Source organism: Ruegeria sp. BC5 (assembly GCF_056539205.1).
In genome coordinates, this window is record NZ_JBQFUN010000008.1 from 1 (window position 1) to 20,032 (window position 20,032).

15 protein-coding genes are annotated in these 20,032 nt (G+C 57.3%); 3 read left to right on the forward strand and 12 right to left on the reverse strand.

Annotation, left to right across the window (positions count from 1 at the left end; translation table 11 throughout):
* From ACR0LY_RS16170 to rpsL, 4 genes are all read right to left on the reverse strand, one after another.
* Positions 1 to 91: GTP-binding protein (locus tag ACR0LY_RS16170; protein ID WP_215675807.1), on the reverse strand; the 91-nt coding region annotated here is incomplete at its 3' end.
* Between the two features lie 60 nt (positions 92 to 151).
* On the reverse strand, positions 152 to 2,269 hold the full coding sequence (gene fusA, locus ACR0LY_RS16175) for an elongation factor G (protein WP_170350956.1): 2,118 nt from the start codon (positions 2,267 to 2,269) through the stop codon (positions 152 to 154).
* An 18-nt stretch (positions 2,270 to 2,287) separates the two neighbouring features.
* Positions 2,288 to 2,758, reverse strand: coding sequence for a 30S ribosomal protein S7 (rpsG, locus tag ACR0LY_RS16180; protein WP_058283017.1), 471 nt, complete (start codon positions 2,756 to 2,758; stop codon positions 2,288 to 2,290).
* A gap of 15 nt (positions 2,759 to 2,773) precedes the next feature.
* Positions 2,774 to 3,145, reverse strand: coding sequence for a 30S ribosomal protein S12 (rpsL, locus tag ACR0LY_RS16185; RefSeq protein WP_005621086.1), 372 nt, complete (start codon positions 3,143 to 3,145; stop codon positions 2,774 to 2,776).
* A 396-nt stretch (positions 3,146 to 3,541) separates the two neighbouring features.
* On the opposite strand from rpsL, the gene ACR0LY_RS16190 reads away from it, so the two are divergent.
* The gene (locus ACR0LY_RS16190) at positions 3,542 to 4,354 is read left to right on the forward strand and encodes a putative rhamnosyl transferase (protein ID WP_170350957.1); all 813 of its coding nucleotides are present in this window, start codon (positions 3,542 to 3,544) and stop codon (positions 4,352 to 4,354) included.
* On the opposite strand, the gene ACR0LY_RS16195 is transcribed toward ACR0LY_RS16190, so the two are convergent.
* The 6 genes from ACR0LY_RS16195 to rplJ all read right to left on the reverse strand — a co-directional run bounded on the left by ACR0LY_RS16195 (position 4,333) and on the right by rplJ (position 15,990).
* On the reverse strand, positions 4,333 to 5,202 hold the full coding sequence (locus ACR0LY_RS16195; protein WP_170350958.1) for a DMT family transporter: 870 nt from the start codon (positions 5,200 to 5,202) through the stop codon (positions 4,333 to 4,335). The genes ACR0LY_RS16190 and ACR0LY_RS16195 overlap by 22 nt on opposite strands.
* A gap of 124 nt (positions 5,203 to 5,326) precedes the next feature.
* Positions 5,327 to 6,106 carry a hypothetical protein gene (locus ACR0LY_RS16200; RefSeq protein ID WP_170350959.1) on the reverse strand — a complete coding sequence of 260 codons (780 nt, stop codon included), beginning with the start codon at positions 6,104 to 6,106 and terminating at the stop codon, positions 5,327 to 5,329.
* 230 nt (positions 6,107 to 6,336) lie between these two features.
* Positions 6,337 to 10,578, reverse strand: a complete 4,242-nt coding sequence (gene rpoC, locus ACR0LY_RS16205; RefSeq protein WP_170350960.1) for a DNA-directed RNA polymerase subunit beta' — start codon at positions 10,576 to 10,578, stop codon at positions 6,337 to 6,339.
* A 52-nt stretch (positions 10,579 to 10,630) separates the two neighbouring features.
* Positions 10,631 to 14,767 carry a DNA-directed RNA polymerase subunit beta gene (gene rpoB, locus ACR0LY_RS16210; RefSeq protein WP_170350961.1) on the reverse strand — a complete coding sequence of 1,379 codons (4,137 nt, stop codon included), beginning with the start codon at positions 14,765 to 14,767 and terminating at the stop codon, positions 10,631 to 10,633.
* Between the two features lie 250 nt (positions 14,768 to 15,017).
* Positions 15,018 to 15,392 (reverse strand): 50S ribosomal protein L7/L12, encoded by a 375-nt coding sequence (gene rplL / locus ACR0LY_RS16215; RefSeq protein ID WP_170350962.1) that lies wholly within the window; start codon positions 15,390 to 15,392, stop codon positions 15,018 to 15,020.
* Positions 15,393 to 15,471: 79 nt separating this feature from the next.
* Positions 15,472 to 15,990 (reverse strand): 50S ribosomal protein L10, encoded by a 519-nt coding sequence (gene rplJ / locus ACR0LY_RS16220; protein ID WP_010441181.1) that lies wholly within the window; start codon positions 15,988 to 15,990, stop codon positions 15,472 to 15,474.
* A 417-nt stretch (positions 15,991 to 16,407) separates the two neighbouring features.
* On the opposite strand from rplJ, the gene ACR0LY_RS16225 reads away from it, so the two are divergent.
* Both ACR0LY_RS16225 and ACR0LY_RS16230 read left to right on the forward strand, forming a co-directional pair.
* Positions 16,408 to 17,370, forward strand: a complete 963-nt coding sequence (locus ACR0LY_RS16225) for a phosphotransferase (RefSeq protein ID WP_170350963.1) — start codon at positions 16,408 to 16,410, stop codon at positions 17,368 to 17,370.
* A 167-nt stretch (positions 17,371 to 17,537) separates the two neighbouring features.
* Positions 17,538 to 18,578 carry a Hint domain-containing protein gene (locus tag ACR0LY_RS16230; protein WP_170350964.1) on the forward strand — a complete coding sequence of 347 codons (1,041 nt, stop codon included), beginning with the start codon at positions 17,538 to 17,540 and terminating at the stop codon, positions 18,576 to 18,578.
* Between the two features lie 76 nt (positions 18,579 to 18,654).
* On the opposite strand, the gene rplA is transcribed toward ACR0LY_RS16230, so the two are convergent.
* Together rplA and rplK are read right to left on the reverse strand one after the other, a co-directional pair.
* The gene (rplA, locus tag ACR0LY_RS16235) at positions 18,655 to 19,353 is read right to left on the reverse strand and encodes a 50S ribosomal protein L1 (RefSeq protein ID WP_170350965.1); all 699 of its coding nucleotides are present in this window, start codon (positions 19,351 to 19,353) and stop codon (positions 18,655 to 18,657) included.
* Position 19,354: 1 nt separating this feature from the next.
* On the reverse strand, positions 19,355 to 19,804 hold the full coding sequence (gene rplK / locus ACR0LY_RS16240) for a 50S ribosomal protein L11 (protein ID WP_037314971.1): 450 nt from the start codon (positions 19,802 to 19,804) through the stop codon (positions 19,355 to 19,357).
* Positions 19,805 to 20,032 lie beyond the last annotated feature (228 nt).

A 20,032-nucleotide genomic window follows, 5' to 3' on the forward strand; every position in this document is an offset into this window, starting at 1 on the left:
CTGCGGTCAGCGTGGTTTTACCGTGGTCAACGTGCCCAATCGTGCCGATGTTGACGTGCGGTTTTGTACGCTCAAACTTTTCCTTTGCCATGATGGCCTCCTTTTTCGGTAATGAAGGGAGCGCGTTAGCCGCGCTCCCTCAAATCTTTGCTTATGCGTATTTCGCCTGAATCTCGTCCGAGATGTTCTGCGGAACAGGATCGTAGTGGTCGAACTGCATGGTGAACTGGGCACGACCCGACGACATCGAACGCAGAGTGTTGATGTAGCCGAACATGTTGGCCAGCGGAACAAACGCATCGATTGCGATCGCGTTGCCGCGCGGCTCTTGTCCAGACACCTGGCCCCGACGCGAGGTCAGGTCGCCGATGATACCGCCGGTGTACTCTTCCGGGGTGATCACTTCGACCTTCATGATCGGTTCCAGCAGTTTCGCACCAGCTTTGCGCATGCCTTCACGCATACACATCCGCGATGCGATTTCGAACGCCAGAACGCTCGAGTCAACGTCGTGGAACTTACCGTCCAGCAGGGCAACCTTGAAGTCGATCACGGGGAAGCCAGCCAGCGGGCCGCTATCCATGACCGAATTGATGCCTTTTTCAACACCCGGGATGTATTCCTTCGGAACGGCACCACCAACGATGCGGCTTTCGAACGAATAGCCTTCGCCCGGCTCGGTCGGCTGGATCTCCAGCTTGACTTCGGCGAACTGACCCGAACCACCCGATTGTTTCTTGTGGGTGTAAGTGTGTTCGACCGGCATCGAGATGGTCTCACGGTAGGCCACCTGCGGCGCACCAATGTTCGCCTCGACCTTGAATTCGCGCTTCAGACGGTCCACCAGGATGTCCAGGTGAAGTTCGCCCATGCCCTTCATGATGGTCTGACCAGATTCCAGGTCGGTTTCCACACGGAAGGACGGGTCTTCGGCGGCCAGACGGGCCAGACCCTGGGACATCTTCTCTTGGTCGCCCTTGGTTTTGGGCTCGACTGCGATCTCGATCACCGGATCGGGGAAGGTCATGGTTTCCAGAACCACCGGATCCTTCGCGTCACACAGGGTGTCACCGGTAGTGGTGTCTTTCAGACCCGCCAGCGCGATGATGTCGCCTGCAAACGCTTCTTCGATCTCTTCCCGGTTGTTCGAGTGCATCATCATCATACGACCGATGCGCTCTTTCTTACCTTTGGTCGAGTTCAGGATCGAGTCACCCTTGTTCATGGTGCCCGAGTAGATCCGAGTGAAGGTCAGCGAGCCAACGAAGGGGTCGTTCATGATTTTGAACGCCAGGCCCGAAAAGGCCATGTCGTCGTCTGCACGACGGGCGATGTCACGAACTTCTTCCTCGTCGCCGGGCTTAAAGCCCATGTAATCAACAACGTCCAGCGGGCTGGGCAGATAGTCGATCACAGCGTTGAGCAGCGGCTGAACGCCTTTATTTTTGAACGCCGAACCACCCAGAACCGGAACGAACGCGATTTCCAGTGTCCCTTTGCGCAGCAGGGCGCGCAGGGTCGGAACGTCGGGCTCATTGCCTTCCAGGTATTCCATCATCGCGTCGTCGTCCATTTCGACGGCCGCTTCGATCATCTTGCCGCGCCATTCGTCAGCCATGTCTTTCAGGCTGTCGCGGATCGGAGCTTTGATCCAGCTTGCGCCCAGATCTTCGCCCTGCCACAGCCACTCTTCCATGGTGACCAGGTCGATCAGGCCTTCCAGCTCGGACTCTGCGCCGATCGGAATACCAACCGGAACAGCACGTGCGCCGGTGCGGTCTTCGATCATGTTGACGCAGTTGAAGAAGTCAGCGCCGATCTTGTCCATCTTGTTGACGAAAACCATACGCGGAACCTTGTAGCGGTCAGCCTGACGCCACACGGTTTCGGTCTGGGGTTCAACACCGGCGTTTGCGTCCAGAACGCAGACGGCACCGTCGAGAACTGCCAGCGAACGTTCAACTTCGATGGTGAAGTCAACGTGGCCGGGAGTGTCGATGATGTTCAGGCGGTGCTTAGGCGTTTCTGCGGTCTGACCGTCCTCGGTGCGTTCCCAGAAAGTGGTGGTCGCAGCCGAAGTGATGGTGATGCCGCGTTCCTGCTCCTGCTCCATCCAGTCCATGGTGGCTGCACCATCGTGCACCTCACCGATGTTGTGGGATTTACCAGTGTAATACAGGATACGCTCCGAGCAGGTGGTCTTACCTGCGTCGATGTGCGCCATGATACCGAAGTTACGGTACAGTTCGAGCGGATATTCGCGTGCCATTGGTTAAAGCCTCTTGGATTACCAACGATAATGGCTGAAGGCTTTGTTCGCCTCGGCCATCTTGTGGGTGTCTTCACGCTTTTTCACGGCAGTACCGCGGGACTGTACAGCGTCCAGCAGTTCACCGGCAAGGCGTTCTTCCATGGTGTTTTCGTTGCGGGCGCGTGCAGCCGAGATCAGCCAACGGATGGCCAGGGCTTCGCGGCGCTCGGGGCGTACTTCGACCGGAACCTGGTAGGTTGCACCACCAACGCGGCGCGAGCGAACCTCGACCGACGGTTTGATGTTGTCGAGCGCTTCGTGGAACACTTCGACCGGTGCGCGCTTGATCTTGCCTTCAACGCGATCAAACGCGTTGTAGACGATGCGCTCTGCGACCGACTTCTTGCCGTCGATCATCAGGTTGTTCATGAATTTGGTCAGTACCTTGTCGCCAAATTTGGCGTCAGGCAGGACTTCGCGTTTTTCGGCGGCGTGACGACGTGACATATCAGCCTCTCCTTCTTACTTGGGACGCTTCGCGCCGTATTTCGAACGACGCTGCTTACGGTCTTTGACGCCCTGAGTATCCAGAACACCGCGCAGGATGTGGTAACGCACACCGGGAAGGTCTTTTACACGGCCGCCACGGATCAGAACAACCGAGTGTTCCTGCAGGTTGTGGCTTTCACCGGGGATGTACGAGATGACCTCGAACCCGTTGGTCAGGCGCACCTTGGCAACCTTACGCATAGCCGAGTTAGGCTTTTTAGGTGTGGTGGTGTACACGCGGGTGCAGACGCCGCGTTTCTGCGGGCACTGCTCCAGGTGCATGGACTTCGAGCGTTTTACTTTGGGCTGCCGCGGTTTGCGGATCAGCTGTTGAATAGTTGGCATTCCGGTTTCTTCCCCGTTTTGCAACACACATGACATGCACGCGCGTTGCGTGCGGTTAAACTTGCTGCACTTATGCGTCCACAAGCGCAAAACCCGCGAGCGTTCCCATTCCGAGGTGAACGTCGCGGTTGGTTATCAGAGGGCGCGAACTGCAAAATTGTTCAGGCCTTGACCAGTCCATTACTGAAATCGGTTATGGGGCGGCCCCCGGTACCGAGATAGCGCGCGTAATAGGGGGAGTCGGAGCAAGTGTCAACAGTGCACCCGTATGGGTGTCTCACCGGTCTGTTTATGCGGGAATATCAGGCCCCTTCCGGAATTTCCAGCACCGCAGCCGTTGCGACACCCTTTTCGGGCAGGCATAGTCTGTGCAACACGCTGCCCCACGGATCAAATATGCAAATCATCGGCCTGTGCCGCTTTTCCTATCCTGCCTATGGCGGCTTTCAGGTCGAACATGAAACGATCGAAGAACGTCGGCGGTACCTTTACAACCCCGCCCGCCTAGAAGAACGCTTTCGCCTGTTCGAAACCACTACACTGCCCTGCATTCGAGAACAGACCAACGAGGATTTTCAGTTTCTCATCGTGATCGGTGATTGCCTTCCCAAACCCGCTCTGGATCGATTGCGCGATCTAACCGCCGGCATGCCCCAGGTTCAGATCATCGCCCGCGCTCCGGGTCGACATCGCAAGGTGATGAAAGAGATTCTGAATGCCGCCCGCAACGACCCCAGCGACCCTTGCGTTCAATTCCGCCATGACGACGATGATGCCGTGTCAGTGGATTTTGTCGAACGTCTGCGCCTTGCCGTCGACGAGAGCAATGGTCTGATGGAGAACAACCGAACGGTCGCCATCGACTATAACAAGGGCTTTCTGGCCGAATTCGGGACAGATGGCATTCAGGCTGCCCAGGTTATGCGCCCCCTGTTGGGGATAGGCTTTGCGATGCATGTGCGTGGAAATTGCGAGCAGACAATTATGAATTTCGCCCATCACCGGATCGGGAATTTCATGCCGGTCATCAGTTATCCTGACGCGCCGATGTGGGTTCGCACGCTCAACCAGTTTAACGATTCACGCAATTCGCGTGACACTAAGACTGAGCTGTTGCCTCTGACACCCGAACAAGAAGGTGAATTCATCGCCCGCTTTGCGATAGATCAGAACTTTGTGCGTCAAGTTCACTCGGCGGGCTGCGTCTGACGTTCGCGGAATAATGTGAACAGCCCTGCCCCAACGACCAGCGTTGCCCCCAACATAGTAATCGTGTCCGGCCATTCCCCGAAAATCAGCCACCCCAGCCCCAGCGCCCAGATCAGGCTGGAGTATCGGAAGGGCGCGACGAACCCGACCTCGCCTACGCGCATAACCATGACGCTGAACAGATAACCCCCAAGTACGAACACCGCTGCCGATGCCACCATCAAACCAGCCCCGACCGGCACCGGTTCCCACCCCGTCGCAACCGTGGCAATCCCCGCTGACGCGGTAATCGTCAGGGACGTCGCCAAGGTAACCGCCAGCGAAGGCACATGCACCGACATCCGCCGCGTAATCAAATCCCGTGCCGTGACCGATGCCACCGCAATCAAGGCATAGATCGCGTATATGCTGAACCCATCGGGGCCGGGCCGCACAATCAACAGCATCCCGGCAAAGCCCAACACAATCGCCAGAACTCGTCGCCACCCGATCTGTTCGCGGAAAAACAGTACTGCGCCCAGCGTGACCGTCAGCGGCAGGGCCTGCAGCACTGCGGTCACGTTGGCTAGCGGCATATGCAGCAACGCGGTTAGAAAAAAGAACGTGGCCGACAGCTCGGCCAGACACCGGATCACCACCAGCCATTTGTCGTGACGCGGGAAATTCAGATGCAACGCCCCCAGATGACGCGCCAGCAGAAACACCAAAACCGTCGCCAAAAATCCGCGCATTGCTACCATCTGAAACAACGGCATTTCGGCGCCTGCCGCCTTGATCAGAGCATCATTGATGGTAAAGGCGGCCATGCTGCCCATCATCAGCAGCGCGCCTTGCACGTTTGGAGACATGGCTAAAGAATCCGGTCGAAAGTCGATTGCTGCATTGGCTCAATCGATCGACTTATTGTCAACGCAACTTAGTAGGCGAACAGGAAAATTACGTCTCAATTTGCCGGACACAATCTAATCGCCATCAAAATCCAAAGACGCGCCCACCGCCGATACCTTCGACGGTCACCCCAGCACTTAGGTTATGCGTCGCGATCAGCCCTCCGGACATGTTTAAAACCCCAAGCCGGTTGCCGTTTTGAAGTGCAACGTAAAGCTCACGGCGTTCAGCGTTGATCCCGAGGCCAAAGCGCTCAATCTGCAATGCCGCACCAACCGAGGGGTTGGTTGGGCGAATGACCCTTTTGGTGGTGCCGTTCAGATCAATCTCGGCAATCAGACGATTCCGAATAAACAACACGTAAAGGGTGCCGGTATTTTTGTCGAAGGCCAGCCCTCCTATCGGTCCTTGCGGTTGCGCAAGCCTGATATGGCGTACGAACTGCCCGTCGCGCGTCAATTCTGAAATCATCAGACCGTTTGGATGATCCAGGAAAAGATGGCCGTCTGCACCCCGAATAGCGAGCCCGCATTCCTTGATCGGGAAGTCGTCAGGAGTAACCCCTCCGCAACCGGCCGGTACGCGCTGCGCCGAAAAGGTGCGTAGAACGCGGCCATTTCGATCAAGTTCCTGCAACTGTGTACCGGGGAGATTGCGCAGGAAAATCCGCCGCCGCGGCTGGTCATAGGCAAGACCCACTATCGAAGCGGAAACTGGAATAAGCCGTGTGGTACCATCGGGAATTTTTACTTCCCGAGACGGCTGCCCCTGCGGCATCCCGACATAGGCGTAGTCACTGCATGCCGCCAGCAGGCCAATCCCCAAAACCGATAATGCACGAGACAATTTCAATACAGCTCTCATAATTCAAATCTCCGGTGGATTTGTGCGCGAGACGTAAAAAACCATACCATGAAAAGGGTTTTTCTAGAATAAAACTGCTCATATTAATTTGCGCCGAACCGAGCCGCACAGTCTGCGACCCATCCCTTGCCGTTGTCAGCGCTTCAATCCAGGCAAAGGGCACAGGCGGCCACCCAAAGAAAAAGGCCCCGCGAAATCGCGGGGCCTGATCTTTGGATTATCGTAGTCGCTTACTCGCGGCTTTCCGGGGTTTCCACCAGAACGTCCAGCTCGTCTCCAACCATGTCGTCTTCGACAATCGGGGCAGCCAAGGCAGCGGCCGCTTCGGCCTCTTCCCGGCGGGCTTCGATCACGACGTTGTCGCGCGACTGGGCAACCTGACGCACAGCCTGGGTTGCACCACCTGTACCGGCAGGGATCAGGCGACCGACGATGACGTTCTCTTTCAGGCCAACCAGCTTGTCCTTTTTGCCCTGTACTGACGCTTCGGTCAGCACGCGGGTGGTTTCCTGGAACGACGCCGCCGAGATGAACGAACGCGTCTGCAGCGAGGCTTTGGTGATCCCCAAGAGGATCGGTTCGCCCTGAGCCGGACGGCCACCGCGCGAGAGGGTCTTCTCGTTGGCTGCGTCAAACTCCTGCTTGTCGACATGTTCGCCTTTCAACAGGGTGGTGTCGCCTGAATCCAGGATCTCCCACTTCTGCAGCATCTGGCGCACGATGACCTCGATGTGCTTGTCGTTGATCTTCACGCCCTGCAGACGATAGACGTCCTGCACCTCGTCGATCATGTAATCCGCCAGCGCTTCGACACCCATGATGGACAGGATGTCATGCGGGGCCGGGTTACCATCCATCAGGTATTCACCCTTTTGGATAAAGTCACCTTCCGCGACCGGGATATGTTTGCCCTTGGGAACCATATACTCGATCGTTTCCATCGACTCATCCGCCGGTTCAATGCTGATGCGGCGCTTGTTCTTGTAGTCGCGGCCAAAGCGCACGTAACCATCGGCTTCTGCGATGATCGCGTGATCTTTCGGACGTCGGGCTTCGAACAGTTCGGCCACACGCGGCAGACCACCGGTGATGTCCTTGGTCTTGGCACCTTCGCGCGGGATACGCGCGACAACGTCACCGGCTTCGATCTGCTGGCCATCTTCGACCGACAGGATCGCATCCACCGACATCGGATAGTGAACCGGGTTGCCCGCATCGTTGCGGACCGGTTCGCCATCTTCACCGACCAGAATGATCTCGGGCTTCAGATCGCTGCCTTTGGGGGCCGCACGCCAGTCGATCACGATCTTCTGAGTCATGCCGGTTGCGTCGTCGGTCTCATCGCGGACAGCGATGCCCGAAACGAGGTCAACGTATTTCGCAGTACCGGCTTTCTCGGCGATGATCGGCAGGGTGTAGGGATCCCACTCGAACAGCTTGTCGCCACGGGCCACTTTGGTGCCATCCTTGACGAACAGCTTGGAACCATAGCCCAGCTTGTGGCTGGCACGCTCTTCGCCGTGTTCGTCCTTGATCACCAGCTTCATGTTCCGGCCCATGACCAGACTTTCGCCTGCGGCATTGACCAGAATCTGCGGGTTCTCGAAGGAAACGACACCGTCCTGGCTGGCTTCTTGGAACGACTGCTGACCACCTTGCGCAACACCACCAATGTGGAAGGTCCGCATCGTCAGCTGTGTACCGGGCTCACCGATGGACTGGGCGGCGATGATGCCGACAGCCTCACCTGTGTTCACCATGGTACCGCGCGCAAGGTCACGACCGTAGCAGGTCGCACAGACGCCTTCCTCAGACTCACAGGTCAGAGGCGAGCGGATGCGCATGGACGCAACACCGGCTTCGTCAATGGTGTCGGCCATACGTTCGTCGATCAACTGACCAGCGGCCACGATCACCTCATCCGTACCCGGACGCAGAACGTCATCGGCAGAGACTCGGCCCAGCACACGTTCGGCCAGCGAGGCAACAACCTCACCGTCGTTCACCGCAGCTTCGGCGGTGATCGCGCGCTCAGTGCCACAGTCGATCTCACGAACGATGCAATCCTGCGCCACGTCTACCAGACGACGGGTCAGATAACCTGAGTTCGCCGTCTTCAGAGCGGTATCCGACAGACCCTTACGGGCGCCGTGGGTCGAGTTGAAGTATTCAAGAACGGTCAGGCCTTCCTTGAAGTTCGAGATGATCGGCGTCTCGATGATGTCACCGTTCGGTTTGGCCATCAGGCCGCGCATACCGCCCAGCTGTTTCATCTGAGTGACCGAGCCACGCGCACCGGAGTGGGCCATCATATAGACTGAGTTCGGTTCCTGCTCGGATCCGTCCTCTGCCCGATCCGAGGATGAGATCGTGCTCATCATCGCTTCGGTCACGCGGTCGTTACACTTCGACCAGGCATCGACAACCTTGTTGTACTTTTCGCCCTGAGTGATCAGGCCATCCATGTACTGCTGTTCAAAGTCCTTCACCTGACCGCGGGTGTCATCAACGATGCCCCATTTGTCATCCGGAATAACCATGTCGTCCTTGCCGAACGAGATGCCCGCCTTGAACGCTTCTTTGAAGCCCATCGACATGATCTGGTCACAGAAGATAACCGACTCTTTCTGACCGCAGTAGCGATAGACGGTGTCGATGACCTGCTGCACTTCTTTCTTCCGCAGCAGGCGGTTTACCAGTTCGAACGGCGCTTTGTTGTTCATCGGCAGCAAGGCACCCAGACGCAGACGGCCCGGAGTGGTCTCGTAACGCTTCTGAACTTCGTTGCCTTCGTCGTCGATCTGCGTGATCCGCGCGGTGATTTTCGAGTGCAGATGCACCTCACCCGCGTCCAGCGCGTGCTGGACTTCTTCGATCGAACCAAAGACTTTGCCTTCTCCCGGCATGCCTTCGCGTTCCAGGGTCACATAGTACAGACCCAGGATCATATCCTGCGACGGAACGATGATCGGCGCACCGTTTGCAGGCGACAGAACGTTATTCGTCGACATCATCAGAACACGGGCTTCCAGCTGTGCCTCAAGGCTCAGCGGAACGTGAACGGCCATCTGGTCACCGTCGAAGTCGGCGTTAAAGGCCGAACAGACCAGCGGGTGCAGCTGGATGGCTTTACCTTCGATCAGGACCGGCTCGAACGCCTGAATACCAAGACGGTGCAGCGTCGGCGCACGGTTCAGCATGACAGGGTGTTCGCGGATCACCTCGTCGAGGATATCCCACACTTCGGGACGCTCTTTCTCGACCAGTTTTTTTGCCTGTTTCACGGTCGAAGACAGACCCTTGGCTTCAAGGCGCGAGTAGATGAACGGCTTGAACAGCTCCAGCGCCATCTTCTTGGGCAGACCACACTGGTGCAGCTTGAGTTCCGGACCGGTCACAATGACCGAACGGCCCGAGAAGTCGACGCGCTTACCCAGAAGGTTCTGACGGAAGCGACCCTGCTTACCCTTCAGCATGTCCGACAGCGATTTCAGCGGACGCTTGTTGGCGCCGGTGATCACGCGGCCACGACGGCCGTTGTCGAACAGAGCGTCAACGGATTCCTGCAGCATCCGCTTTTCGTTGCGGACGATGATGTCAGGTGCACGCAGTTCGATCAGACGCTTCAGACGGTTGTTCCGGTTGATGACTCGGCGATACAGATCGTTCAGATCCGAGGTCGCGAAGCGGCCACCATCCAGCGGAACCAGCGGACGCAGTTCCGGCGGGATGACCGGGATCACGGTCATCACCATCCACTCGGGCCGGTTGCCCGACTCGAGGAAGGATTCAACAACCTTCAGACGCTTGATGATCTTCTTGGGCTTCAGCTCACCGGTGGCTTCGGCCAGATCAGCGCGCAGCTGCTCGGCTTCGGCTTCCAGATCGATCTGGGCCAGCATCTCACGAATGGCTTCAGCACCGATGTTGGCGGTGAACGCGTCCATGCCATAGGCATCCTGCGCATCCATGTACTCTTCTTCGGTCAGCATCTGGCCATAGGTCAGGTCAGTCAGACCGGGCTCGATGACGACATAGTTTTCAAAGTACAGAACGCGTTCCAGATCGCGCAGCGTCATGTCCAGCATCAGACCGATGCGGGACGGCAGCGATTTCAGGAACCAGATATGTGCGACGGGCGCGGCCAGTTCGATGTGGCCCATACGCTCGCGGCGGACTTTCTGCAGGGTGACTTCCACACCGCATTTCTCGCAGACAACGCCGCGATACTTCATCCGCTTATATTTGCCGCACAGACATTCGTAATCTTTGATCGGGCCAAAGATACGTGCGCAGAACAGACCGTCACGCTCGGGCTTGAACGTCCGGTAGTTGATGGTTTCGGGTTTCTTGATCTCACCATAGGACCAAGACAGGATCCGTTCAGGGCTGGCCAGCGAGACCTTGATCTCGTCGAAAACCTTCGGCGGCGTCAGCGGGTTGAACGGGTTATTGGTGATTTCCTGGTTCATTTTGATACCTCAAATTTTGCGGAAGGGGGGACGGGAGGAAGAGCCGAGGCCCTTACTCCTCAACCTCCGCATCCAGGAGTTCCATATTCAGGCCGAGGCCACGGACTTCTTTAACCAGAACGTTGAACGATTCCGGTACGCCCGCTTCAAAGTTATCCTCGCCCTTGACGATCGACTCATAGACCTTGGTCCGGCCGGCGACATCATCCGATTTCACGGTGAGCATCTCCTGCAAGGTGTAGGCGGCGCCGTAAGCTTCCAGAGCCCAGACTTCCATCTCACCAAAGCGCTGACCACCGAACTGCGCCTTACCACCCAGCGGCTGCTGGGTAACCAGGCTGTACGGCCCGGTCGAACGCGCGTGGATCTTGTCGTCCACCAGGTGGTGCAGTTTCAGCAGGTACTTGATGCCCACGGTCACCGGACGTGCGAATTGCTCACCGGTGCGACCGTCGAACAGGATCGACTGACCGCTTTCCGAGAAGCCCGCACGCACCAGCGCATCGTTGACGTCAGCCTCTTTGGCACCATCAAAGACCGGGGTCGCGATCGGAACACCGCGGGTCACGTTGCCCGCCGCCTCGATCAGGTGACCCTCGTCCATGTTGGCAATGCCTTCTTCATAGACATTCTCGCCATAGGCCAGCTTCATCGCTTCGCGCACCGGGGTCAGGTCGCCGGAACGGCGGTATTCACCCAGAGCTTCGTCGATGTTCAGACCCAGACCGCGCGCGGCCCAACCCATGTGGGTTTCAAGGATCTGACCAACGTTCATACGCGACGGCACGCCCAGCGGGTTCAGACAGAAGTCAACCGGAGTACCATCGGCCAGGAACGGCATGTCTTCCATCGGGACAACCTTGGAGATCACACCTTTGTTCCCGTGACGACCGGCCATCTTGTCGCCCGGCTGCAGCTTACGCTTCACGGCGATAAAGACTTTGACCATCTTCATCACACCCGGCGGCAGGTCGTCGCCACGGCGGACCTTCTCGACCTTGTCTTCGAAACGGGCGTCCAGAGCACGCTTGAGCACTTCGTACTGCTCGTTCAGCGCTTCGACGATCTGTGCGTCCTTCTCGTCTTCCAGCGCCAGTTGCCACCACTGACCACGGGTCAGGGTTTCCAGCAGATCCTCGGTGATTGCCGAGCCTGCCTTGACGCCTTTCGGGCCTTTGACAGCGGTTTTACCCAGGATCAGGCCTTGCAGACGCGCATAGATGTTGCGGTCCAGGATCGCCAGCTCGTCGTCCCGGTCACGGGCCAGACGCTCGACTTCTTCACGCTCGATCTGCAGCGCACGCTCGTCCTTCTCGACGCCGTGACGGTTGAAGACGCGAACTTCGACCACTGTACCGTAATCGCCCGGCTTCACGCGCAGCGAGGTGTCGCGCACGTCAGATGCTTTTTCACCAAAGATGGCGCGCAGCAGCTTTTCTTCCGGGGTCATCGGGCTTTCGCCCTTCGGAGTGATCTTGCCGACCAGAATATCGCCCGGCTCAACATCCGCACCGATGTAAACGATGCCCGCCTCGTCGAGGTTACGCAGCGCTTCTTCACCGACGTTCGGAATGTCGCGGGTGATCTCTTCCGGGCCCAGCTTTGTATCACGGGCGGCGACTTCGAATTCCTCGATATGAACCGAGGTAAAGACGTCATCACGCGCGATACGTTCACTGATCAGGATCGAGTCTTCGTAGTTGTAGCCGTTCCACGGCATGAACGCGACGACCACGTTTTTACCAAGCGCCAGTTCACCGATATCGGTGGACGGACCATCGGCAACAACCTCGCCTTTCATGACGGTGTCGCCCACTTTCACCAGCGGACGCTGGTTGATGCAGGTGTTCTGGTTCGATCGCTGGAATTTGCGCAGACGATAGATGTCAACGCCAGCGTCGCCCAGCTCCAGATCTTCGGTGGCACGGATAACGATACGCTGGGCATCGACCTGGTCGATGATACCGGCGCGTTTCGCCTGGATCGCAGCGCCCGAGTCGATCGCAACCTTTTCCTCGATCCCGGTACCGACCAACGGCGCCTCGGCCCGCAGCAGCGGAACCGCTTGACGTTGCATGTTCGAGCCCATCAGAGCGCGGTTGGCGTCGTCATTTTCAAGGAACGGGATCAGCGATGCGGCAACCGAAACCAACTGTTTCGGCGACACGTCGATCAGGTCCACATTCTCGCGCGGAGCGAGGGTGTAGTCACCGGCCTGACGGGTCGAGACCAGATCGTTGATGAACTTGCCGTTCTGATCCAGCGTCGCGTTCGCCTGCGCCACGGTGTGACGCATTTCCTCGGTCGCGGACATGTAGTGAACCTCATCGGTCACCTCGGCGTCTTTGACAACGCGGTAGGGTGTTTCGATGAAGCCATACTTGTTCACGCGGGCAAAGGTGGCCAGCGAGTTGATCAGACCGATGTTCGGACCTTCCGGCGTTTCAATCGGGCACATCCGACCATAGTGGGTCGGGTGAACGTCACGCACCTCAAAGCCCGCACGTTCGCGCGTCAGACCACCGGGGCCAAGCGCCGAGAGACGGCGTTTGTGGGTGACTTCCGACAGCGGGTTGGTCTGGTCCATGAACTGCGACAGCTGCGACGAGCCGAAGAATTCGCGGACAGCAGCAGCAGCCGGTTTCGCGTTGATCAGGTCCTGCGGCATGACGGTGTCGATCTCGACTGACGACATACGCTCTTTGATCGCGCGCTCCATGCGCAGCAAGCCGACGCGGTACTGGTTTTCCATCAACTCGCCGACCGAACGGACACGGCGGTTGCCGAGGTGGTCGATGTCGTCGATGTCGCCTTTACCGTCGCGCAGCTCCACCAGCGCCTTGATGCAGGCCACAATGTCTTCGCGGCGCAGGGTGCGCAGGGTGTCCGGCGCGTCGAGAGCCAGACGCATGTTCATCTTCACACGGCCAACGGCGGACAGGTCATAACGCTCGCTGTCGAAGAACAGCGTGTCGAACAGGGCCGAGGCCGCTTCGACGGTGGGCGGCTCGCCCGGGCGCATGACACGATAGATGTCCATCAGCGCGCTTTCGCGGCCCATGTTCTTGTCCTGCGCCATGGTATTGCGCATGTAGGGGCCAACATTGACGTTGTCGATGTCCAGAACCGGGATGTCGGTGATACCTGCGTCGATCAGCTCTTTCACTGTGCCGCCGATCAGCTCGCCGTCCTTGTCGTATTCCAGGGTCAGCTCATCACCGGCTTCGACATAGATCGCGCCGTTTTCTTCGTTGATGATGTCCTTGGCGACGAACTTGCCGACGATGTGATCAAAAGGAACCAACAGGTTGGTGACGACGCCTTCTTCGATCAGCTTCTTGACCGCGCGCGGAGTGACTTTCTTACCTGCTTCAGCAATCACTTCACCGGATTTGGCGTCAACCAGATCATAGGTCGGGCGGGTGCCGCGCACTCGCTCGGGGAAGAACGGCGCGATCCAGCCCTTTTTCTTGTCCAGCTTGTAGGACACGGTGTTGTAATACGCGTCCATGATCGCTTCTTGATCCAGACCCAGCGCATACAGCAGGGTTGTCACAGGCAGTTTGCGGCGGCGGTCGATACGGGCGAAAACGATGTCCTTGGCGTCGAACTCAAAGTCCAGCCAGCTGCCGCGATACGGGATGATGCGGCAGGCAAACAGCAGCTTGCCCGAGGAATGGGTTTTGCCCTTGTCGTGGTCAAAGAACACACCGGGCGAGCGGTGCATCTGGGACACGATCACACGCTCGGTACCATTCACGATGAAGGTCCCGTTCGGCGTCATCAGGGGCATATCGCCCATGAACACGTCCTGTTCCTTGATGTCTTTTACCGACTTGGCGCCGGTATCTTCGTCGACATCAAACACGATCAGACGCAGAGTGACCTTCAGCGGCGCGCTGTAGGTCATGTCGCGCTGCATGCACTCTTCGACGTCGTATTTGGGTTTTTCCAGATCGTATTTCACGAACTCCAGAACGGAGGTTTCGTTGAAATCCTTGATCGGGAAAACCGACTGGAACACACCTTTGATGCCTTCGCCGTCAGTGGGCTGCTCTGCATCGCCGGAGCGCAGGAAAAGATCATAAGAAGATTTCTGGACCTCAATGAGGTTCGGCATCTCCAGCACTTCGCGGATTTTGCCGTAATATTTCCGAAGACGTTTCTGGCCAAGGAACGTTTGAGCCATGTCAGATGTCACCTTTCGATGTTCTCAGCGGGCAAAGACACCGTCGGGCCCCGGCGCCTTGCACATTCGAGACGACACGTCCGGATCAATTCGTGGCCACCGTCCCGAAGGCAGCCTCCCGATCCGAAAACCGCGTCTTAGAAAACGCCCCCGTTCATGAGGCCCTTTCTAAGACAGGTTCGGCTGGACCCGGATTTCTCCGGGCCCAGCCAAATATTGCGGCGCATCAGCGATGCGCCAGACAACGGGCTTAGGCCAGTTCGACCTCGGCGCCAGCTGCTTCCAGCTTGCCTTTGATCTCTTCGGCTTCGTCTTTCGACACAGCTTCTTTGATCTTGCCGCCAGCTTCGACCAGCTCTTTGGCTTCTTTCAGGCCCAGACCGGTGATGCCGCGAACTTCTTTGATCACGTTGATTTTCGAAGCGCCGGCGTTCTTCAGAACGACGTCGAATTCGGTTTTTTCTTCCTCAGCTGCGCCACCGGCGTCGCCACCAGCTGCAACCATTACGGCGCCGCCAGCTGCGGGCTCGATGCCGTATTCGTCTTTGAGGATGGTTTTCAGTTCTTGTGCTTCCAGCAGGGTCAGACCCACGATGCTTTCTGCGAGTGCTTTCAGATCAGCCATTTTATCAGCTCTTTCCGTTTACAGTGTGTGTTCCAACGTCAGGGTGTTCACCCTACGCAGATCATTCAGTGCCAACCGCTTACGCAGCTTCCGCCTTCTCTTCGATGGTGGAAAGGATGCTTGCGATGTTGCTTGCAGGTGCGCCAATCGCGCCGGCGATGTTCGAAGCAGGTGCGCCAATGCAGCCCACGATCGAAGCAATAAGCTCCTCGCGAGACGGCATTTTCGAAACTGTTTCGACGCCTTTGCGGTCCAGAGCGTTCTCACCCATTGCACCACCAAGAATCTCAAAATTCTTGTTATCCTTGGCGAAGTCCTCGGCCACCTTGGCTGCCGCCACGGGGTCCTCGGAATAGGTCAGAACGGTCATCCCTGTCAGCAGGTCGGCCATGCTTTCACACGGCTTACCCTCAAGGGCGATTTTGGCGAGCCTGTTCTTGGCAACACGCACGGCACCACCCGCGTCACGAGCACGTGCGCGAAGGTCCTGCATCTCGGCAACTGTCAGACCGGCGTAGTGCGAAACCACTACGACGCCAGAGCTTTCGAAGATTTGGCCGAGTTCCTCGACCACTTTCTCTTTCTGGGCTCTATCCACAGTTCTCTCCAAGTTAGGGGTGATACCTCACCCCGGCTCATATTTGCCGAAGGGTTAACCCCGGCGTTCAGGTCCGTTGTTACGGGATTGGCCAAAACTCGCCCGAGGATCGTGACCCTCAGAATTCTTTGGTCTTACCCGTCTCAGGCAGGGAATTAAGGGGCCGAATGGACCCACCCACCGTCTTGGACGAAACAAAATAAAGCGCACGACGAATCGCACGCTTTATTCCGCAGCTCTATTTAGGCCAGATGGCAGGGGTTTCCAAGGGGTAAATTGACCGTTCCAACCGGATTGCTTCACCGCCCAGATCCGTCGTGCAAAACCCAAAGCCAGCCATCACAGCATTGACATGACACCAGCCCTGAGGTCCATTCGATCCGCACAGTGAAAAGCCACATAGAACGACGCATTTGAATGCTGGATCTTTCCGATACTGAACAGACATTCGCTTCAGAGTGTGTGGCCGAGTTTTCACGGCGCAATCCTGTCGGGCCTGTGAAGAAAGTCGAATGCGTCTATCGCTCGCACGCGTTTCCGGATTCGCGTCTGGTCTTGAAAATCACAACCGGAATTGAAAGCTTTGCACTGAAAATCGACAGCAACTCTCCCACCACCGGAAGGCTGCGGGATGAGTTCAGCCTGCTATCTGATCTTTACCAGCATTTTGAAAACAACCCGTCATCGCAGGTTATCCGCCCGATTTACCTGTCGCCATCTGAAACCTTCTTTGTCACCGAATTTATCAACCGGCCAACCGCGGTCGACCTGATCTATAACAGCAAGAACGAAGATCAGGTTGCTCAGGTCTTTCGTCGTGCCGGGTCGTGGCTGAATGATCTTCACGACCGCCACCCCCCGGCGAGCTATGCATTTCGGCCAAAATGGATGACAGACGGCATTCGCGACCTTTCAACCACGGTGCCCTATGATATCGCGGGCACAAGTCGGAAAATGGTAAACGTCATGCTGGCCGAAGCTGCTCGCCTGAAGGGCATTCAGGATATCCGGGTCTTTTCGCATGGAGATTTTCACGGGCAGAACCTGATTGTCGGGCAGGGAAAAACGATTGGCCTGGATTTTACTGAATCCCGCGAAAAGCTGGCCGTGTACGATATCGTCGACTTTCTAAAGGCAGATATTTTTCGCGACGGGGCCGGACCCGATGTGGATCGCAGCGGTATTCTCAGAAAAAACAAGGATATGTTCTTTCGCCGTTATCGACATCCCATCAACATGGAAATTCTGGATTACTGCATCCGGGGCCGGTTGTTGAAGGACTGGCTGGCGTTGTGGCAACCCAACCACGACTGTAGCCCGTTTGAGGAAGACAAACGACAGCGGTTGGGCAATCGTTTGAAAGTTGTGTTTCAAGGATAATGAGACTGTTGCGGTAACCGTCCCAGTTGACAATTATTTGTGCGGTATTTTGAAGAACCCGGTTGACGCACCCACCCAACCAATTTCTTATCTTTCAGCATAATTTCGCGTGGCCTTCGTCGCCTTTGGCCCAACATAACAAGTACAAAAGAGGAATAATCGCGCAGATGGTTCTCCGCAGTTTTTTCGCTCAGGACAGTGCCAGTCTCATCGCCACATTTGTTCCGGCCGGAGGCGATGCCAATGACATTGTCGTCGGTGGATCTATTATCAACAACTCAGACACACCTGACGGCACCATTTTTGCCTATTCGGGTGGATTTGGCACTACTGTCACGCTGGACGACACCAGCGGCAGCCCGGATGTATTCGACGACGATCAGGAAACGGGCCATGTAATTACCGATGGCGGTGGCATCGTCACAAATGGCACACAGGTTGAATCTGAGTCCGTGATCACCGTGCGGGCTCTGGACATTAACGGAAACCCAACCGGACCCGCGATTGACATCTACGTGTTTTCCCAGAACGGGGTCACGCAGGACGTTTGGGGCTATAGCACGTCGGCCCCCTTGGTGCCGGGAACCTCTTATGTCAAAATCAGCGGCTCAAACGCGGGGTCGTCGCTCTATACGGATTTCATTACCTGCTTTGGCCTAGGAACCTTGATCGAAACCGAAGATGGTGACGTCGAAGTGCAGACCCTGAAAAAGGGTCAGCGCGTCTGGACCCGGGATGGCGGGCTGCAACCGATCCTGTGGATCGGAACGACCGAGGTTCATGGCCACGGCGCGTTCGCTCCGGTCGTGATCGAAGCTGGCGCCATCGGAAACACGCATGAGCTTGTGGTCTCGCAACAGCACAGGGTCCTGATACAGTCACCCGCAACCGACATGCTGTTTGGCTCGTCCGAAGTGTTCGTGGCCGCCAAGCACCTGTGCGGCCTTCCCGGCGTTTCGATCCGTGAGACGGACCGCATCACCTATACGCATTTCATGTTCGACCGGCACCACATTGTGCGATCAAACGGCGCGCTGACGGAAAGCTACTATTACGGCGATACTGCCAAATATTCCCTATCATCCCCGCAAAGGGCGGAAATCCTCGCGCTTTTCCCATCGGTTGAAGAGATCGGAAATGCGTTCCAGCACACGGCCGTCAAGACAATCGGGGCGCATGAAGCCCGCGTATTGCGCACATACCTCTGATCACGCGGACCGCAAAAATGAAAAACCCGGGTCGCATATGCAACCCGGGTTCTTTTTCTAAGCGCTTGGCTGGGGCTTATTCGCCGGCCGCAGCCGCCACATCCAGAGTCACGCCGGGGCCCATGGTCGAGCTCAGCGCGATTTTCTTCATGTAGGTGCCTTTGGCGCCCGACGGCTTGGCCTTGGCCACGGCCGAGATGAAGGCACGGACGTTTTCGACCAGCTTGGCTTCGTCGAACGACGCTTTGCCAACGCCGGCGTGTACAACGCCGCCTTTTTCCGCCTTGAACTGAACTTCACCACCCTTGGCTGCTTCAACGGCCGCTTTCACGTCCATGGTAACAGTGCCGACCTTGGGGTTCGGCATCAGGTTGCGGGGGCCCAGAACTTTACCCAGACGGCCAACGATCGGCATCATGTCCGGGGTGGCAATGCAGCGATCGAATTCGATGGTGCCGCCCTGAATGGTTTCCATCAGGTCCTCTGCGCCGATGATGTCCGCGCCTGCTTCTTTCGCTTCGTCAGCCTTGGGGCCACGTGCGAACACAGCAACGCGCATCGCTTTGCCGGTGCCGTTCGGCAGGCCGACAACGCCACGAACCATTTGGTCCGCGTGACGGGTGTCAACGCCCAGGTTCAGAGCGATTTCGATGGTCTCGTCGAACTTCGAAGTGGCGTTGCCTTTGACCAGGGAAACAGCTTCTTCGACCGACAGGTTTTCCTTGCCAGCGACAGCTTCGCGCGCAGCGCGGGTACGTTTACCGAGTTTTGCCATCTTACTTCACCTCGATGCCCATAGAGCGGGCCGAGCCCAGGATGATCTGCATTGCGCCTTCGACGTCGTTGGCGTTCAGATCTTTCATTTTGGCTTCGGCGATTTCACGAACCTGCTTCGAAGTCACGGTTGCCACGGTCTCACGACCAGGGTTTTCCGCGCCACGAGGGCGGTTACGCTTGCCAACCGGCTTCAGACCAGCTGCTTTTTTCAGGTAATAAGACGCGGGCGGCGTCTTGATGTCCATGGTGAAGGACTTGTCCTGATAATAGGTGATCACGGTCGGGCAAGGTGCGCCTTGCTCCATGTCTGCGGTCTTGGCGTTGAACGCCTTGCAGAATTCCATGATGTTGATGCCGCGCTGACCCAGCGCCGGACCAACTGGCGGCGACGGGTTCGCCTGACCTGCAGGAACCTGCAGTTTCATTGTACCAGCAAGCTTCTTGGCCATTTGGTTTTCCTTTCAACTAAGTCAGGGCGCGCCCCGACCAGATTATGTTGCGTGGTCCGATCCGGGATCGCGATCCCAGCAACCTCCCACGAGAGAATCTCGCCCGAAGACGATAGAGCGGGCATGTATAGAGGATTGGTGGGGTTGGCAAGAGGTTGGCGTTACAGTTTGGCATCACTGCTTTGGGCCCGAAACACGCGTACTCATCTCTGCCTGTCTCCTCAACTG

Bases quoted from the DNA above. Each gene is read 5' to 3' on its own strand.
- fusA (WP_170350956.1), bottom strand. From the start codon at position 2,269: ATGGCACGCGAATATCCGCTCGAACTGTACCGTAACTTCGGTATCATG.
- rpsG (WP_058283017.1), bottom strand. From the start codon at position 2,758: ATGTCACGTCGTCACGCCGCCGAAAAACGCGAAGTCCTGCCTGACGCC.
- rpsL (WP_005621086.1), bottom strand. From the start codon at position 3,145: ATGCCAACTATTCAACAGCTGATCCGCAAACCGCGGCAGCCCAAAGTA.
- ACR0LY_RS16190 (WP_170350957.1), top strand. From the start codon at position 3,542: ATGCAAATCATCGGCCTGTGCCGCTTTTCCTATCCTGCCTATGGCGGC.
- ACR0LY_RS16195 (WP_170350958.1), bottom strand. From the start codon at position 5,202: ATGTCTCCAAACGTGCAAGGCGCGCTGCTGATGATGGGCAGCATGGCC.
- ACR0LY_RS16200 (WP_170350959.1), bottom strand. From the start codon at position 6,106: ATGAGAGCTGTATTGAAATTGTCTCGTGCATTATCGGTTTTGGGGATT.
- rpoC (WP_170350960.1), bottom strand. From the start codon at position 10,578: ATGAACCAGGAAATCACCAATAACCCGTTCAACCCGCTGACGCCGCCG.
- rpoB (WP_170350961.1), bottom strand. From the start codon at position 14,767: ATGGCTCAAACGTTCCTTGGCCAGAAACGTCTTCGGAAATATTACGGC.
- rplL (WP_170350962.1), bottom strand. From the start codon at position 15,392: ATGGCTGATCTGAAAGCACTCGCAGAAAGCATCGTGGGTCTGACCCTG.
- ACR0LY_RS16225 (WP_170350963.1), top strand. From the start codon at position 16,408: ATGCTGGATCTTTCCGATACTGAACAGACATTCGCTTCAGAGTGTGTG.
- ACR0LY_RS16230 (WP_170350964.1), top strand. From the start codon at position 17,538: ATGGTTCTCCGCAGTTTTTTCGCTCAGGACAGTGCCAGTCTCATCGCC.
- rplA (WP_170350965.1), bottom strand. From the start codon at position 19,353: ATGGCAAAACTCGGTAAACGTACCCGCGCTGCGCGCGAAGCTGTCGCT.
- rplK (WP_037314971.1), bottom strand. From the start codon at position 19,804: ATGGCCAAGAAGCTTGCTGGTACAATGAAACTGCAGGTTCCTGCAGGT.